Source organism: Micromonospora sp. ATLC20, from assembly GCF_057196585.1.
Window position 1 is genome coordinate 1 of sequence record NZ_JBXUOV010000135.1, and the last position, 15315, is coordinate 15315.

The following is a 15315-nucleotide window of genomic DNA, read 5'->3' on the forward strand; positions in this document are numbered from 1 at the left end:
CCCGTGAGGGTGGTTTCCGTGGCGGTGACCGTCGCGAGGGTGGCTTCCGTGGTGGCGACCGTGAGGGTGGTTTCCGCGGCGGCGATCGTCGTGAAGGCGGCGCCCGTGAGGGTGGTTTCCGTGGCGGCGACCGCCGTGAAGGCGGCGCCCGTGAGGGTGGTTTCCGTGGCGGTGACCGTCGTGAAGGCGGCGCCCGTGAGGGTGGTTTCCGTGGCGGTGACCGTCGCGAGGGTGGCTTCCGTGGTGGCGACCGTGAGGGTGGTTTCCGCGGCGGCGATCGTCGTGAAGGCGGCGCCCGTGAGGGTGGTTTCCGTGGCGGCGACCGCCGCGAGGGCGGCTACCAGGGCGGCGACCGCCGGGAGAGCTACGCCGGTGGCGAGCGCCGCGACGGCGGGTTCCGCGGTGGCGACCGCGACCGTGGCTTCCGGCGCGACGACCGACGTGACGACCGGCGGCCGGGTGGCTTCCGGGGCGAGCGGGACGGTGAGCGCCGTGGCTACGGCGACCGGCCGGGCGGCGACGACCGCCGTGGCACCTACGGTCCGCAGCGGGAGCGCCAGGACGAGCGCGGCGAGGGGCGTACCGGTGAGGCGCCGGAGCTGCCCGACGACGTGGTCGCGAGCGACCTCGACTCGGCCGTCCGGGCGGAGCTGCTCTCCCTCGCCAAGCCGGTCGCGGAGACTGTCGCCCGGCACCTGGTCGCGACCGGTCTGCTGATCGACGAGGACCCGACGCTGGCGCTGGCGCACGCCATGGCGGCCCGCCGGCTCGCCTCGCGGATCGCCGCCGTGCGGGAGGCCGTCGGGCTGGCCGCGTACCACGCGGGTGAGTGGCAGACCGCCATCGCCGAGCTGCGGACGTACCACCGGATGAGCGGCCTGCAGAGCCACCTGGCCGTGCTGGCCGACTGCGAGCGGGCGCTGGGCCGGCCGGAGCGGGCCATCGACCTGTTCCGCGGCGCGGACCGGGACAAGCTCGACCAGGCCGTCGCGATCGAGCTGCTGATCGTGGCCGCCGGGGCGCGCGGTGACCTCGGGCAGAAGGACGCCGCGGTGGCGATGCTCCAGGTCCGCGAGCTGACCGGCGACTCGACCGAGCCGTGGGCGGCGCGGCTGCGCTACGCGTACGCGGACGCCCTGCTGGCGGTCGACCGGCGCGAGGAAGCACGAGAGTGGTTCTCCCGGGCCGCCGACGTCGACTCCGAGGGGGAGACGGACGCCGCCGAGCGACTGCTGGAGCTGGACGGCGTGGTCATCGAGGGCGACGACGAGCCGGAGGACGACGCGGACACGTCCGAGGCGTCGGCCGAGGGCGACGACGACGATGACGACGACGATGACGACGACGATGACGACGACGACCGGGACGACGACGCTCGGCTGAGCGGCGACGGCGGTGACGCGGCCCGGGCCGGCTACCGGGACCGGGACGCAGGCGACCTGGCCGACGACGAGCTGACCGACACCGAGGCCGGCTCGCTCGCCGCCGGCACCCCGGCCGCCGCCGACACGACCGAGGAGCCGGCCGCCGGCACCCCGGCCGACGAGGTCACCCAGGCGCGGGCGGCCGGCGAGGGCGAGGCGGCGGACCGCCGATGACCGGGTACGCCGGTGACACCGCCTCCGGCGCGGATCGGGGAGAACCCGACCGCGCCGGGGCGGGGCGGCTCGTCGACGCGTACTCGCTCGTCGTCTTCGACCTGGACGGCGTCATCTACCTGATCGACCGGCCCATCCCCGGCGCGGTCGAGGCGGTCAGCCGGCTGCACGCCGAGGGGCGCGCGGTCGCGTACGCGACGAACAACGCCTCCCGCCGCTCCAGCGAGGTGGCCGACCTGCTCACCGGCATGGGCGTCGCGGCCCGGCCGGCGGAGGTGCTCACCTCAGCGGCGGCCACCGCCGAACTGCTCCGCGACCGGCTGCCCGAGGGCGCGCCGGTGCTCGTGGTCGGCGCGGAGGCGCTGCGCGCCGAGCTGCGCGCCGTGGGCCTGCGGCCGGTCGCCACCGCCGACGAGGAGCCCGCCGCTGTTGCGCAGGGCTACGGCCCGCAGGTCGGCTGGTCCGACCTGGCCGAGGCGTCCCTGGCGGTACGGGCGGGCGCGCCCTGGTACGCCACCAACACCGACCGCACGCTGCCCAGCCCGCGCGGCCCGCTGCCGGGCAACGGCTCGCTCGTCGCGGTGCTGCGGACCGCGCTCGGCCGCGACCCCGACGTGGTGGTGGGCAAGCCGGAGCCGGCGCTGTTCACCACCGCCGCGCGGCGGGCCGGGACCGGACGCACGCTCGTGGTGGGCGACCGGCTGGACACCGACATCGAAGGCGCCCGCCGGGCCGGGCTGGACAGCCTGCTGGTGCTCACCGGGGTCAGCGACGCCGCCGAGCTGCTGGCCGCACCCGAGGAGCGCCGCCCCGCGTACGTCTCGTTCGACCTGGCTGGCCTGTTCGACCCGGCCGCCGTGGTGGCGGTGCCGGGCCGGACTGCAGACGGCGGCTGGTCGGTGACGGAGGCCGGCGCGGATCTCGTGCTCGACGGTTCGGGACCGCCACTGGAGGCCCTCGCGGCGCTCTGCGCGGTGACCTGGTCGACGGGGGCCGGGCCGCGCGTGCGGGCGCAGTCCCCGGCGGCGGAGGAGGCCCTCGCCGCGTTCGGTCTCGACGGCTGAGGCGCCGGGCCGCTCAGAGCAGCTTGCGGAGCTTCATCAGGTCGAACGGGTTCGCCTTGATCGACACCCGGCGGGAGGCCACCGCCGCCATGACGTCGAGCCGGCCGTGCACCAGCGCGACGAGGTCGTCGCTGCCGGTGCTCAGCGCGATCTTCGCCTTCGGGTCGTCGCCGTCGGCCAGGTCGACCAGCCGGCCGCCCTCCAGCCGCCCGTGGAACGCGGTCCCGAGGTCGGTGATCCGGCAGGCCAGCGTGCGGTCGAGGTCGATGCGTCCCTGTGCCTCGGCGTTGCGGTCCAGCCGCGCGGCCAGGTCCTGCAACGCCTGCCGGCACTCGTCCACGCTGGCCACATCGTCTCCTCACCACGAACCACGCCGTTTCCCGGCACCGTACCGCAATGGGGCGTCCGGGGTGCCCGGTAGCGTGGCACCTGCACACCTCGCCCCGCGGAAGGACTCAGGCATGCAGGACGCGTGGCGCGCCTACCTCGAGCTGGCCATGGGCCTGACGGAGGCGCCCCGGAAGAAGGCACAGGACGCGGTCATGCGCGTCGTCGGCCAGGGCGGTGCGACCGCCGCCCAGATCCAGACGCTCGCCGAGGAACTGGTCGCGACCGGCCTGGCGAACCGGGAGTCGCTGACCAAGCTGGTCCGCTTCGAGGTGGACCGGGCACTTGGCGCGGTCGGCCTGGCCACCGCCGACGAGGTCGCCGAGCTGACCCGCCGCGTGCACGACCTGGAGCGGCAGCTGCGCGAGGCGCGCGGTCACCTCGGCCCGGGCGACACCCCGCCCGCCGGCGTGTCCGAGCCCGCCGCCGCAACACCGGCCGGGACAGCCGCCGCGCCGTCCGGTGCGACCGCACCGAAGACCGGGCCGTCCGAGGCCGGGCAGCCGAACACCGCGTCGCCCGCCGCCGAGACCCCGGCCAAGGCCCCGGCGACGACGCCGGCAAAGGCCCCCGCGACGACGCCGACGAAGGCGGTGGCCAAGAAGGCGGTGGCGAAGAAGACGATCGCGAAGAAGCCGCCGGCCACGGTCTCCCGTACCCCGGAAGCCGCACCGGCGAAGAAGGCCACCGGGCGCCGGGCGGCCGGCTCGTGACCGCGCCCCGGCCCGGCCCGCCGCCGGGTCCGCGGCCCGGACCGCCCCCGGGGGTACGCCCCGCGCCGGTCGAGGAGGTCGGCGAGGCGAGCCACCCGGCGGTGGACGCCGCGGTGCTCGGCATGGCCAACGCCGAGGCGCTCGCCCCGGCCGACCAGATCGCCCAGTACGAGGCGGCGTACGAGACGCTGCGCGAGACCCTCGCCACCATCGACCAGGCCTGAGCAGAGGCGGAGACACACCTGATGGCTCGTCGTACCCGGCTGGACGCCGAACTGGTCCGGCGCGGGCTGGCCCGCTCCCGGGAACAGGCCGCCGCGCTGGTGGAGGCCGGTCGCGTCCAGTTGCGCGGAGTGCGGGCGCGCAAGCCCGCGGCGATGGTCGACCCGGCCGATCCGCTGCTGGTCACCGGCGAGGATCCGGCCGACGAGTACGTCTCCCGGGGCGGCCACAAGCTGGCCGGCGCGCTCGCCGCGTTCTCCCCCGGCGGGCTGACCGTCACCGGCCGGCGCTGCCTGGACGCGGGCGCGTCGACTGGCGGTTTCACCGACGTGCTGCTGCGCGCCGGCGCCGCCGAGGTGGTCGCCGTGGACGTCGGCTACGGGCAGCTCGCCTGGTCGCTGCGTACCGACGAGCGGGTGCGGGTGTTCGAGCGCACCAACGTGCGTACCCTCACGCCGGAGGCGATCGGCGGCCCGGTCGACCTGACGGTGGCCGACCTGTCGTTCATCTCGCTGCGGCTGGTGCTGCCGGCGCTGGCGGCGTGCACCGGGCCCGGCGGTGACCTGGCGCTGATGGTCAAGCCGCAGTTCGAGGTCGGCAAGGAGCGCGTCGGCGCCGGCGGTGTGGTCCGCGATCCGGCGCTGCGCGCCGAGGCGGTGCTGGACGTGGCCGCGGCGGCCGCCGGGCTCGGCCTCGGCCTGGCCGACGTGGCGGCCAGCCCGCTGCCCGGGCCGAGCGGCAACGTCGAGTTCTTCGTATGGTTGCGCGGGGACGCGCCCGCCGCGGATCCGGAGCGGGTCCGCGCGGTGGTGGCCGCCGGTCCGCAGGGCGCCGCCGCGACGGCGGCCACGACCGAGGAGGTGTCCGGGTGAGCCGTACCGCGCTGCTGGTCACGCACACCGGCCGTCGACGCAGCACCGAGCACGCCCGGGCGGTGGCCGCCGACCTGATCGCCGCCGGGTTCGAGGTGCGGGTGGTGGCCGAGGAGGCCGACGACCTGGACCTGCCGGGCGTGGTGCCGGTGACCGGCCCGGAGGCCGCCGAGGGCGCCGAGATCGTGTTCGCGCTCGGCGGGGACGGCACGTTCCTGCGCGCCGCCGAGCTGGCCCGCCCGACCAAGGTGCCGTTGCTCGGTATCAACCTGGGCAAGGTCGGCTTCCTCGCCGAGGCGGAGATCGACGACCTGGACACCGCCGTGCGTGACGTCGTCGACCGCAACTACACGGTGGACGAACGGCTCACCCTCGACGTCACCGCCGAGTTCGAGGGCGGGCCGACCATCGAGTCGTGGGCGCTCAACGAGATCAGCGTGGAGAAGGGCGAACGCGCCCAGATGCTGGAGTTGCTCGTCGACGTGGACGGCCGGCCGCTGTCCCGGTACGGCTGCGACGGCGTGATCTGCGCGACCCCGACCGGCTCGACGGCGTACGCGTTCTCCGGCGGCGGGCCGGTGGTCTGGCCCGAGGTGGAGGCGCTGCTGCTGGTGCCGATCAGCGCGCACGCGTTGTTCAGCCGCCCGCTGGTGACCGCGCCGACGTCGACGTTCGTCATCACCGTCGACCCGTTCACCACACTGGCCGTGCTGTGCTGCGACGGGCGGCGCGTCTACGATCTGCCGCCCGGTGCCCGGGTGACGGTGCGCCGGGGCACGCTGCCGGTGCGCATCGTGCGGCTGCGGGCCCGACCGTTCACCGACCGGCTGGTGGCCAAGTTCGACCTTCCCGTCCAGGGCTGGCGGGGCAACCGTCGCTGACCAGCGGCTCAGCGGAAATCTCCGTTCGGCCCACCGGTCCCGGCCCCCGCGCGCGTTACGGTGGGCGTACGGGCCGCGATGAGGTGAGTCCGGGCGCGGCGGTGAGGCCCGCCGCTTCCCGGATGCGGCCCAGCGTCGCGGGGCTCGGCCAGGGGGTGGTCGGGGCCGCGACGGTCGGGACGCCGGAGCGTCGTAGCCGGCCGCGGCGGGCGGACCGGCACGCCGTGTCCGGTCGGGTGTCGACCCCGGCCGGGCCGACAGGTCGCAGGGCCGCCGCCGGAGGAAGCGGCGGCACGCGAGCTGGGCGACGCGGTCTCCGGCGTCCCGGCCTCCACTCCGTCGTGCGCGTGTCCACCTGGCGACATGTCGCCGGTGCGGCGGCCCGTACCCGGTGACCCGGCGGCGGACGCCGTCGCAGACTCCGATCGCCGGGCCTCACGAGGCCGGCCTCGGAGTAGAGGAGCGTCACATGCACCGGTTCCCCCGCTGGCTCGCCGCCGGCGCGGCCGGGGCGTTGGTGGTCGGGCTCGCCGTACCGGCGTCCGCCGTACCGCCCGCCCGGCCCGCCGGCCCGCCCCCGGGCACATCCGCCCCGGGCGCGCCGCCCGCCCGCGTCACGCTGATCACCGGCGACCAGGTCGAGCTGGTCCAGGCCGCGCCGGGCCGGATCGCCGCCACCGTCCACCCCGGGCCGGGCCGTCACCGGATCGTCTTCCAGACCACGCAGGCCGACGGCGGGCTGCGGGTGCTCCCCGCCGACGTCGTGCCGTACGTGTCGGCGGGCGTGCTCGACCCGGACCTGTTCGACGTGCAGGAACTGGCCGAGCAGGGCTACGGCGACGCGGGCCTCACGGCGCTGCCGCTGATCGTGCGTTACCGGGAACCCGCCGCCGGGCGGGTGCGCCCCCTCGCCGTCGCCGCCGAGTCCCGTCCGCTGTCCAGCATCAACGGCGCCGCGCTGCGCGTCGACAAGGACGACCTGGGCGCGCTGTGGACGTCGCTGCGACAGGCGCCGCAGGCCCGCGCCGCGGGCGCCGGAGCGGTCCGGCTCGGCGCGGGCGTGGAGCGCGTCTGGCTCGACGGGCGGGCCCGGGTGGCGCTGGAGCACAGCGTCCCGCAGATCGGCGCGCCCGCCGCGTGGGCGGCCGGACGCGACGGCGCCGGGGTGCGGGTCGCGGTGCTCGACACCGGCGTCGACGCCGAGCATCCCGACCTGGCCGGCCGGATCGCCGAGGCGCGTGACTTCACCGGCGGCGGCAGCGCCCGGGACGGCCACGGCCACGGCACCCACGTGGCGGCCACCGTCGCCGGCAGCGGCGCGGGCTCCGCGGGGCTGCGCAAGGGCGTCGCGCCGGGCGCGCGGCTGCTGGTCGGCAAGGTGCTCGACGACTCCGGCTCCGGCTACGACTCCGGCATCATCGCCGGCATGGAGTGGGCCGCGCGCTCCGGCGCGAAGGTGGTCAGCATGAGCCTCGGCGGCGCGCCCACCGACGGCACCGACCCGATGAGCCAGGCCGTGAACGACCTCACCGCCGAAACCGGCGCGCTGTTCGTGATCGCCGCCGGCAACGACGGTGAGCCGCGCAGCGTCGGCTCGCCCGGCGCGGCCACCGCCGCGCTCACCGTCGGCGCCGTCGACCGCGACGACGTGCTCGCCGACTTCTCCAGCCGCGGCCCGCGCCTGGGCGACAACGGCCTGAAGCCGGAGATCACCGCGCCGGGCGTCGGCATCGTCGCGGCCCGCGCCGCCGGCACCTCGATGGGTACGCCTGTGGACGACGCCTACACCCGCGCCTCGGGCACCTCGATGGCCACGCCGCACGTCGCGGGCGCGGCGGCCGTCCTGGCGCAGGAGCATCCCGGATGGACCGCCGCGCAACTGAAGGACGCGCTGGTCAGCACCACCCGGCCGAGCGCCGGCGCGACGGTGTTCGAGCAGGGCGCCGGGCGGGTCGACGTGGCCCGCGCGCTGCGCCAGCGGGTGTACGGCACTGCCACCGCCGACTTCGGCCGGCTGACCACGGGCGGGCCGGCCGCGACCCGGACGGTGCGCTACGTCAACGGCACCGCCGCCGCGCAGACGCTGCGGCTGGCGCTGGAGCTGCGCAACCTGGACAGCGGCGCGGCCGAGACCGACGGCCTGACGCTCGACGCCGCCACGGTGACCGTGCCGGCCGGCGGTGGCGTGGACGTGCCGCTGCGCGCCGACCCGGCCCGGCTGGACCGGGGTCCGCACGGCGGCTGGCTGGTGGCCACCGGCGCGGACGGTGTGACGGTGCGTACCGCGGTCGGGCTCACGCTCAGCGGCCCGCAGCACACCGTGACGCTGCGCGCGCTGGACCCGGCCGGGCGGCCCGGATCGTCGCCGGTGGTGACGCTGTTCGGTGAGCACCCGGAGTCGGACGCGATGGGCTGGCTCGGCGGCGGCGACGAGTGGCAGGTCCAGGTGGAGGAGGGCCCGTACCTGCTGCACGCGCTGATCGAGCACGGCGCGCCGCTGGACGAGCAGCTCACCCTGGTCACCGACCCGGAACTGACAGTGGACCGGGACCTCACTGTGGTGCTCGACCCGCGGCGCGGCACGCCGGTACGGATCGAGACGCCGAAACCGTCCGAGCAGCGGGCCGTGCTGAGCTTCTACCAGCACCGGGTGTTCGGCAACGGCCGGCAGGTCGACCACGGCGTGATGACGTTCAGCACCGTGCAGCAGCTCAACGTCACCCCGACCCGGCAGGTACGCCACGGCGAGTTCGAGTTCTCCTCGCGCTGGCAGCTCGTCGCGCCGATGGTCGACATCGACGTCAGCGGCGTGTCCGGCGCGCTGGACGTCAACCTGATGGGCCAGTCGCCGGCCCCGGCCGGGCGGCAGCGGCTGCGTCTGGTCGCCGCCGGCACCGGGGCAGCAGGTGAGCTGGCCGGGGTGCGGGGCGCGGTGGCGCTGCTCACCGCGTCCGTCGACCGGTCCGAGGAGGAGCAGGTGGCCGCCGCGGCGGCGGCCGGTGCGAAGGCGGTGCTGATCGTGCGGCCGGCGGACCAGAGCGCGTGGACGGTGTGGCGCCCGACCGGGGAGCGGCTCCCGGCACCGGCGCTCGCGGTGGCGTACGACGACGGGCAGCGGCTGCTCGCGGCGGCGCGTACCGGCCGGGCCCGCATCGACCTGACGCTCACCGTGGACAGCCCGTACCTCTACGACGTGTTCCAGGTGTCGAAGGGCCGGGTGCCGGAGCGGATCCTCCACCGGGTCACCGCCGCCAACACGGCCGAGGTGACCGCACGCTACGGCGACACCGGCGGCCTGGACTGGGCCACCGAGCAGCGGTTCGGGTGGCGGCCCTGGCAGGAGTTCTCCTGGAACGACGACCAGCGGATGGTGCGTACCGGGACGACCCGGCGGGAGTACGTCAGCTCCGGTGACTCGTGGTGGCAGCACCGGGTGCTGCACCGGCTGATGTTCTCCAGCATGGGGACACTGACCGGCGGCCTGTCCGACCGGCCCCGGCGCTACGCGGCCACCGACCGGACCACCGAGTCGTGGCACACGCCGCTGGTGCGCCCCGCCGTGCCGGCCGGTGCGGCCGCGCCGAGCCGGACCGCTGACACGCTCGACCTGCGAGTGGCCGAGTTCGTCGACGCCGACGGTCACGCCGGCGTGGACAACCGGTCGGAGGAGCAGGACACGGTGACCCGCCGGGTCAGCCGGGACGGCCGGCCGATCGCCGACCTGTCCGCCGGCTGGGCGCCGGTGCCGGCCACCGCCGGTCCGGCCCGTTACCGCCTCGACGTGACCACGGCGCGGTCGTCGGCGGAATGGCGGTGGGCGACCCGTACCGAGACGGCGTGGGAGTTCACCTCGGCCCGCCCGTCCGGTGACGCGGCCCGGCCGCTGCCGCTGCTCCAGGTCGACTACCGGGTGCCGGCCGACCTGCGCGGCGAGGCGCCCGGCAGGCGGAAGCACACAGTCGGGCTGACGCTGCGCCACCCGGCCGGGCTGCCCGCGCCGGCCGGCACGACGGTACGCGCCGAGGTGTCGTTCGACGGCGGACGCACCTGGCGCACGGCGCCGGTACGCGGCTCCGGCACCCGGTTCACCGCCGAGGTGCCGGCCGGGCGCGGCACGGTGTCGCTGCGCGTCTCGGCGCGGGACCGGTCCGGCAGCACCGTGACGCAGACCGTGATCGACGCGTACGGGCTGCGGTGAGACGCCGGGGCGGGGCGGTCCTGGGGCCGTCCCGCCCCGGCCCCGGTCAGATCCAGCCGCGCCGCGCGGCCTGGAACGCCAGCCCGGGCCGGGTGTCCACACCGGCGGCGGCCATCAGGTCGGCCAGCCGCCGCTGCACGGTACGCCGGCTCACCCCGAGCTGTGACGCGATCGACTTGTCCGGCACGCCGGCGACGAACAGCGACAGCAGCCGCGCCTCGTCGCCGTCGGGCTGGTAGCCGGTGCCGGCCCGGTCGGCGGGCGTGCCGAGCGGCGTCGCCATCAGCCAGTGGCTCTCGAACAGCGCCAGCAGCGCGTCCAGCAGCTGGCTGCGGCCGATCACCGCGGCGGTCGGCTCCCCGCCGTCACGGTCGGGCACCAGCGGGCAGACCGCGGTACGACCGTCCACCACGGCCAGTCGCACCGGCAGCCGGTCCAGCACCCGAGCCTGCTCCCCGGCGTGTACGCCCCGCTCCACGTCGGCCAGCGCGCCCGGCTCCAGCAGCATCGCCCGTTCGTAGATGGCCCGGTACCGCACCCCACGGGCCAGCGCGTCGAACTCCTCGACGTTCTCCGGACCGGGCATCGCCAGCGGGTTCGCCCGGCAGAACCAGAGCACCTCCTCGCGCGCGCCGTTCTGCAGCTCGCGCAGCCGTTCCCGTAGTGCCCGCGCGCCGGTGACCACCTCGACCAGGTGCGCGGCGTCGTGGCGGCGCATCCCGGCCCGGTAGTCCTCGGCGAGCCGGCTGACGGCGGCACGGGCCTCCTCCAGCGCCGACTGGCGGCGCAGCAGCGCCTCGCCGAGCGGCACGTCCGGCGCGAGCGGCCGTAGCGGCGCGTCCGGTTCCGGGCCGGTCGGCAGCACGAGACCCTTGTCCCGCAAGGCGTCCAGCCGGGCGACGACCTCCGCGCGGGGTCGTCCCAGCCGCTGCGCGAGCTCACCGGCCCGGGCCGTGTTCGCCCTGACCAGGCTGCGGTAGAGCTCCTCCTCGTCCGGGGTCAGGCCGATCTCCTCCAGCACGGGGCTGAACTGTACGGGTGCCCGCGGCTCGCCCTGCCGGCTGGTCAACTGTCACACGGCGGGGCTACTGTCGGGTGCTGTGCTGGAAGAGCTGCGCATCACCGGACTGGGCGTCATCGAGGACACCACGCTGCCGCTGGCCGCGGGGATGAACGTCATCACCGGCGAGACCGGCGCCGGCAAGACCATGGTGGTGACCGGCCTCGGCCTGCTCTTCGGCGGCCGTGCCGACGCCGGCCGGGTGCGCGCCCAGCCGGGCCGCGCGGCGGTGGAGGGCCGGCTTCGCCTGAGCGGACGGGTGGCCGAGGCGGTGCACGCCCGCATCCTCGACGCCGGTGGCGAGCCCGACGAGGACGGCTCGTTGCTGCTCAGCCGCACCGTGACCATCGAGGGCCGCTCCCGCGCGCACCTGGGCGGGCGGGCCATGCCGGTGTCCACGCTCGGCGAGGTCGGCGAGCAGGTGCTGGCCGTGCACGGCCAGTCCGACCAGCTGCGGCTGCTGCGCCCGGCCGAGCAGCGCGCCTCGCTCGACCGGTTCGCCGGGCCGGAGCACGAGAAGCTGCTCGACGCGCTGCGCGAGACGTACGCCCGGTGGCGCACCGTCGTCGACGACCTGGCCGACCGGCGGCGTAACGCCCGCGAGCGCAACCAGGAGGCCGACCTGCTGCGGCTGGGCCTGGACGAGATCACCCGGGTCGATCCGCAGCCGGGGGAGGACGACGAGCTGAAGGCCGAGGCGCAGCGGCTGGAGCACGCCGAGGGGTTGCGTACCGCCGCGCAGGTGGCGCAGCAGTGCGTGGCCGGCGGCGTCGAGGCGACCGACGAGACGCCGGACGCGACGGTGTTGCTCGGCACCGCGCGGCGCACGCTGGAGGCGCAGGCCGGCACCGACCCGGCGCTGGGTGAGCTGGCGGCCCGGTTGGAGGAGGCGGCCACGCTCGTCACCGACGTGGCCGCGGAGCTGTCGGCCTACCTGGCCGCGCTGGACGCCGACCCGGCCCGCCTGCAGACCGTGTACGAGCGGCGGGCCGCGCTGCGCGCGCTCACCCGCAAGTACGCCGACGACGTCGACGGTGTGGTGGCGTGGGCCGAGCGGGCCCGCACCCGGCTGTCCGATCTGGACACCTCCGACGAGCTGCTGGACGAGCTGGACCGCGAGGCGACCCGGCTCGCCGGTGAGGTGGCCGACCTGGCCGGGCGGGTGTCGGCGTCCCGGCGGGAGGCGGCGGTGCGCTTCGCCGAGGAGGTGACGGTCGAGCTGGCCGGGCTGGCGATGCCGCACGCCCGGATCGAGGTGGCGGTGCTGCCGCGCCCGGCGGGCCGGTCCGAGCCGAGCCTGCCGGTCGACGGCGTCGAGACCGGCGTCGGCGCGGACGGTGCCGACGAGGTGGAGCTGCGGCTGCTGGCGCACCCGGGCGCGCCGGCGCTGCCGTTGCAGAAGGGCGCGTCCGGCGGTGAGCTGTCCCGGGTGATGCTCGCCATCGAGGTGGTCTTCGCCGGTTCCGGCGGCCCGCCCACGCTGGTGTTCGACGAGGTCGACGCCGGTGTCGGCGGTCAGGCCGCGGTGGAGATCGGCCGCCGGCTGGCCCGGCTGGCCCGTAGCCACCAGGTGCTCGTGGTCACGCACCTGCCGCAGGTCGCCGCGTTCGCCGACCGGCACCTGGTGGTGGCCAAGGACACCGGGGGAGCGGTCACCACGAGCGGGGTGCGCGTGGTGGAGGACACCGAGCGTGCCCGGGAACTGGCCCGGATGCTCGCCGGTTTGCCGGACTCGGATCTGGGTATCGCCCATGCCGAGGAGCTCCTGGCCGTGGCGGCCAAGGAAAGGCGTCCGTGATACCCCGATTGTGAGCGCAAGCACACCGGCGCGGGTTCCGGTGTGCTTCCCTGGGTAGGCGGCCCTGCTCAGGCATGTCGCGACAGCAAAACCTGCCTCACATGCCAGGATGGTCACGATGCGTCTACCCACACTGCGCCGGAGCCGGAACCCGGAGCCGGGCTCCATCGTCGGCACCGCGCGCCTCGACCGGCGGACGAAACGGCTGGTCGGGCGGCTGCGACCCGGCGACATCGCGGTCATCGACCACGTCGACCTGGACCGGGTGGCGGCCGACTCGCTCGTCGCGGTGGGTGTGGCGGCGGTCCTGAACGCCAAGCCGTCGGTCTCCGGCCGCTATCCCAACCTCGGGCCGGAGGTGCTGATCTCGGCCGGCATCCCGCTGCTGGACGACCTCGGCGAGAGCGTCTTCGAGCAGGTCCGCGAGGGCGACCGGGTCCGCATCGAGGGCAACACCGTCTTCGTCGGCGACGAGCCGGTCGCGCACGGCTCGTTGCAGGACGCCGAAACGGTCGCCAAGGCGATGGCAGACGCCCGCGAGGGCCTGTCGGTGCAGTTGGAGGCGTTCGCCGCCAACACGATGGACTACCTGCGCCAGGAACGCGACCTGCTGCTCGACGGCGTCGGCGTACCGGAGATCCAGACCCGGATCCAGGGCCGGCACTGCCTGATCGTGGTCCGCGGCTACGACTACAAGGCCGACCTGGACGTGCTGCGCCCGTACATCCGGGAGTTCAAGCCGGTGCTGATCGGCGTGGACGGCGGCGCCGACGCGCTGGTCGAGGCCGGCTACACGCCGGACATGATCATCGGGGACATGGACTCGGTCACCGACGACGTGCTGCGCTGCGGCGCCGAGGTGATCGTGCACGCCTACCCGGACGGGCGGGCGCCGGGCCTGGCCCGGGTCAACGGGCTCGGCGTACCGGCGATCACCTTCCCGGCGGCGGCCACCAGCGAGGATCTGGCCATGCTGCTGGCCGACGAGAAGGGCGCCTCGCTGCTGGTGGCGGTCGGCACGCACGCCACCCTGGTGGAGTTCCTCGACAAGGGGCGCGGCGGCATGGCGTCGACGTTCCTGACCCGGCTGAAGGTCGGTGGCAAGCTGGTCGACGCCAAGGGCGTCAGCCGGCTCTACCGGCAGAGCATCTCCGGGTCGTCGCTGCTGCTGCTGGTCCTGTCGGCGGTGGCCGCGATGGCCTCCGCGGTGGCGGTCTCCACCGTCGGGAAGGCGTATCTGGGCGTGGTCTCCGAATGGTGGGACAATTTCGTGTTCCAGCTCGGCCAGCTCTTCTAGCTCCCCGACGATCAAGAGGCTGCAAGCGTGATCAACTTTCGCTACCACGTGGTGTCCCTGACCGCGGTGTTCCTGGCACTGGCGATCGGCCTGGTGGTCGGCACAGCCGCCCTCAACGGGCCGGTCGCCGACTCGCTCCGGGAGAACGTCAACGGCCTGCGCAAGGACAACTCGCTGATGCGCCAGTCGGTCAACAGCATGCAGAAGCAGCTGGAGACCGAGGAGGAATTCGCGGCCGAGATGGCCCAGCTCGTCCTGCCCGGCAAGCTGACCGGCCGCCGGGTGCTGGTGCTCACCCTGCCCAGCGGCCGCGACCAGGCCGAGGGCGTGGTGAAGATGCTCCAGACCGCCGGCGCCGACGTCACCGGCCGCATCGACGTGCAGGACAAGTTCGTCAACCCGGACAGCAACAACAACCTGCTGGAACTGGCGGTCACCGCGGCCCGGCCGAACAGCGCCCCCACCGGCAACCTGCCCGGCAACGGGCACGGCGTGGAGACCTCCAGCGCCCTGCTGGCAAACGTCCTGGTGGACCGCCCGGCCGGGAGCCCGCCGGTCAGCGAGGCCGACCGGCGCGCCGTGCTGGAGCAGTACGCCACCGCCGGGTACCTCACCCCGGCGGACAAGATCTCCGCCGCCGCCGAGGCGGTGGTGATGGTCACCGGCCAGCCGTACGTGGACAAGGACTCGGCGAAGAAGGACGAGTCGGTGGTGAAGATCGCCGAGCAGTTCGACCGGTCCGGCGCGCTCGTGGTCGCCGGCATGGGCTCGACCGGCGGCAACCTCGTCTCCGTGGTCCGCGGCGACCCGGTGCTGTCGCAGACCATCTCCACCGTCGACAACGCCAACACCGTGCAGGGCCAGCTGGGCACCAGCCTCGCCCTGGCGCAGCAGCTCACCGAGAAGAAGACCGGCCAGTACGGCGTGGGCGACAACGCCACCTCCCGGGTGCCTACACTGCCCCGGTGACCGCTGCGGGCCGCCCGGTCCGTGCCGCGTCGCGTTCGAAGTCCGGATCGAGGAGGTCCCGTGAGACTGGGTCGGCTGCTGGCCGTGGGCGCGGGCGCGCTGGCCGCCCGCTACGTGCTGCGTCAGACGCGCACGTCGCCCGGCGGCCCGGCGCTGGAGCGCACCAACTACCGGGGCCGCACCGTGACCCTGGCCGCCGGTCCGGCCCTGGCCGTCGGCGCGGCCACCGGGGCCGCGCTCGGCGCCGGTAGCGCCC

General features: G+C 75.5%; 13 protein-coding genes and 1 pseudogene. 11 read left to right on the plus strand and 3 right to left on the minus strand.

Going from position 1 to position 15315, the window contains the following annotated elements:
* Nucleotides 1-695, minus strand: a 695-nt coding sequence (locus AC2CHG_RS23070) for a hypothetical protein (protein WP_484525548.1), incomplete at its 3' end; no start/stop codon positions are given.
* On the opposite strand from AC2CHG_RS23070, the gene AC2CHG_RS23075 reads away from it, so the two are divergent.
* Nucleotides 612-1598, plus strand: coding sequence for a Replicase polyprotein 1ab (locus AC2CHG_RS23075; protein WP_484525549.1), 987 nt, complete (start codon nt 612-614; stop codon nt 1596-1598). The two genes, AC2CHG_RS23070 and AC2CHG_RS23075, sit on opposite strands and share 84 nt — an antisense overlap.
* The gene (locus AC2CHG_RS23080; protein ID WP_484525550.1) at nt 1595-2662 is read left to right on the plus strand and encodes an HAD-IIA family hydrolase; all 1068 of its coding nucleotides are present in this window, start codon (nt 1595-1597) and stop codon (nt 2660-2662) included. Before AC2CHG_RS23075 ends, AC2CHG_RS23080 begins: the two co-directional genes overlap by 4 nt.
* Nucleotides 2663-2675: 13 nt before the next feature.
* Here AC2CHG_RS23080 and AC2CHG_RS23085 read toward each other — a convergent pair whose 3' ends face one another.
* Nucleotides 2676-3011, minus strand: a complete 336-nt coding sequence (locus AC2CHG_RS23085; protein WP_194799846.1) for an SCP2 sterol-binding domain-containing protein — start codon at nt 3009-3011, stop codon at nt 2676-2678.
* 112 nt (nt 3012-3123) lie between these two features.
* Between AC2CHG_RS23085 and AC2CHG_RS23090 the strand changes: the two genes are divergently transcribed.
* From AC2CHG_RS23090 to AC2CHG_RS23110, 5 genes are all read left to right on the plus strand, one after another.
* The gene (locus AC2CHG_RS23090; RefSeq protein WP_484525551.1) at nt 3124-3762 is read left to right on the plus strand and encodes a phasin family protein; all 639 of its coding nucleotides are present in this window, start codon (nt 3124-3126) and stop codon (nt 3760-3762) included.
* On the plus strand, nt 3759-3986 hold the full coding sequence (locus AC2CHG_RS23095) for a hypothetical protein (protein ID WP_194799848.1): 228 nt from the start codon (nt 3759-3761) through the stop codon (nt 3984-3986). Before AC2CHG_RS23090 ends, AC2CHG_RS23095 begins: the two co-directional genes overlap by 4 nt.
* A gap of 21 nt (nt 3987-4007) precedes the next feature.
* A complete protein-coding gene (locus tag AC2CHG_RS23100; RefSeq protein WP_366625347.1) occupies nt 4008-4856 on the plus strand; it encodes a TlyA family RNA methyltransferase in 849 nt (282 codons plus the stop codon).
* Entirely contained in the window at nt 4853-5737 is an 885-nt protein-coding gene (locus AC2CHG_RS23105; RefSeq protein WP_120570454.1) for an NAD kinase, read from the plus strand. Before AC2CHG_RS23100 ends, AC2CHG_RS23105 begins: the two co-directional genes overlap by 4 nt.
* Before the next feature lie 469 nt (nt 5738-6206).
* The gene (locus AC2CHG_RS23110; protein ID WP_484525552.1) at nt 6207-9935 is read left to right on the plus strand and encodes a S8 family serine peptidase; all 3729 of its coding nucleotides are present in this window, start codon (nt 6207-6209) and stop codon (nt 9933-9935) included.
* 46 nt (nt 9936-9981) lie between these two features.
* On the opposite strand, the gene AC2CHG_RS23115 is transcribed toward AC2CHG_RS23110, so the two are convergent.
* Nucleotides 9982-10956, minus strand: a complete 975-nt coding sequence (locus tag AC2CHG_RS23115; protein ID WP_262016055.1) for a helix-turn-helix domain-containing protein — start codon at nt 10954-10956, stop codon at nt 9982-9984.
* Between the two features lie 79 nt (nt 10957-11035).
* Between AC2CHG_RS23115 and recN the strand changes: the two genes are divergently transcribed.
* The 4 genes and pseudogenes from recN to AC2CHG_RS23135 form a co-directional block, all read left to right on the plus strand.
* Nucleotides 11036-12793: a DNA repair protein RecN gene (gene recN, locus AC2CHG_RS23120; protein ID WP_402814996.1), complete on the plus strand. Its 1758-nt coding sequence runs from the start codon at nt 11036-11038 to the stop codon at nt 12791-12793.
* Between the two features lie 118 nt (nt 12794-12911).
* A complete protein-coding gene (gene steA, locus AC2CHG_RS23125; protein WP_194799853.1) occupies nt 12912-14090 on the plus strand; it encodes a putative cytokinetic ring protein SteA in 1179 nt (392 codons plus the stop codon).
* A gap of 27 nt (nt 14091-14117) precedes the next feature.
* On the plus strand, nt 14118-15059 hold the full coding sequence (locus AC2CHG_RS23130; RefSeq protein WP_366625340.1) for a copper transporter: 942 nt from the start codon (nt 14118-14120) through the stop codon (nt 15057-15059).
* A gap of 60 nt (nt 15060-15119) precedes the next feature.
* Nucleotides 15120-15315 (plus strand): annotated as a pseudogene (locus tag AC2CHG_RS23135) (hypothetical protein); the annotation flags it as partial.

What these genes read in the sequence shown, in the direction of transcription:
- AC2CHG_RS23090 (WP_484525551.1), top strand. Translation starts at nt 3,124, where the DNA reads ATGCAGGACGCGTGGCGCGCCTACCTCGAGCTGGCCATGGGCCTGACG.
- steA (WP_194799853.1), top strand. Translation starts at nt 12,912, where the DNA reads ATGCGTCTACCCACACTGCGCCGGAGCCGGAACCCGGAGCCGGGCTCC.
- AC2CHG_RS23100 (WP_366625347.1), top strand. Translation starts at nt 4,008, where the DNA reads ATGGCTCGTCGTACCCGGCTGGACGCCGAACTGGTCCGGCGCGGGCTG.
- AC2CHG_RS23110 (WP_484525552.1), top strand. Translation starts at nt 6,207, where the DNA reads ATGCACCGGTTCCCCCGCTGGCTCGCCGCCGGCGCGGCCGGGGCGTTG.
- AC2CHG_RS23080 (WP_484525550.1), top strand. Translation starts at nt 1,595, where the DNA reads ATGACCGGGTACGCCGGTGACACCGCCTCCGGCGCGGATCGGGGAGAA.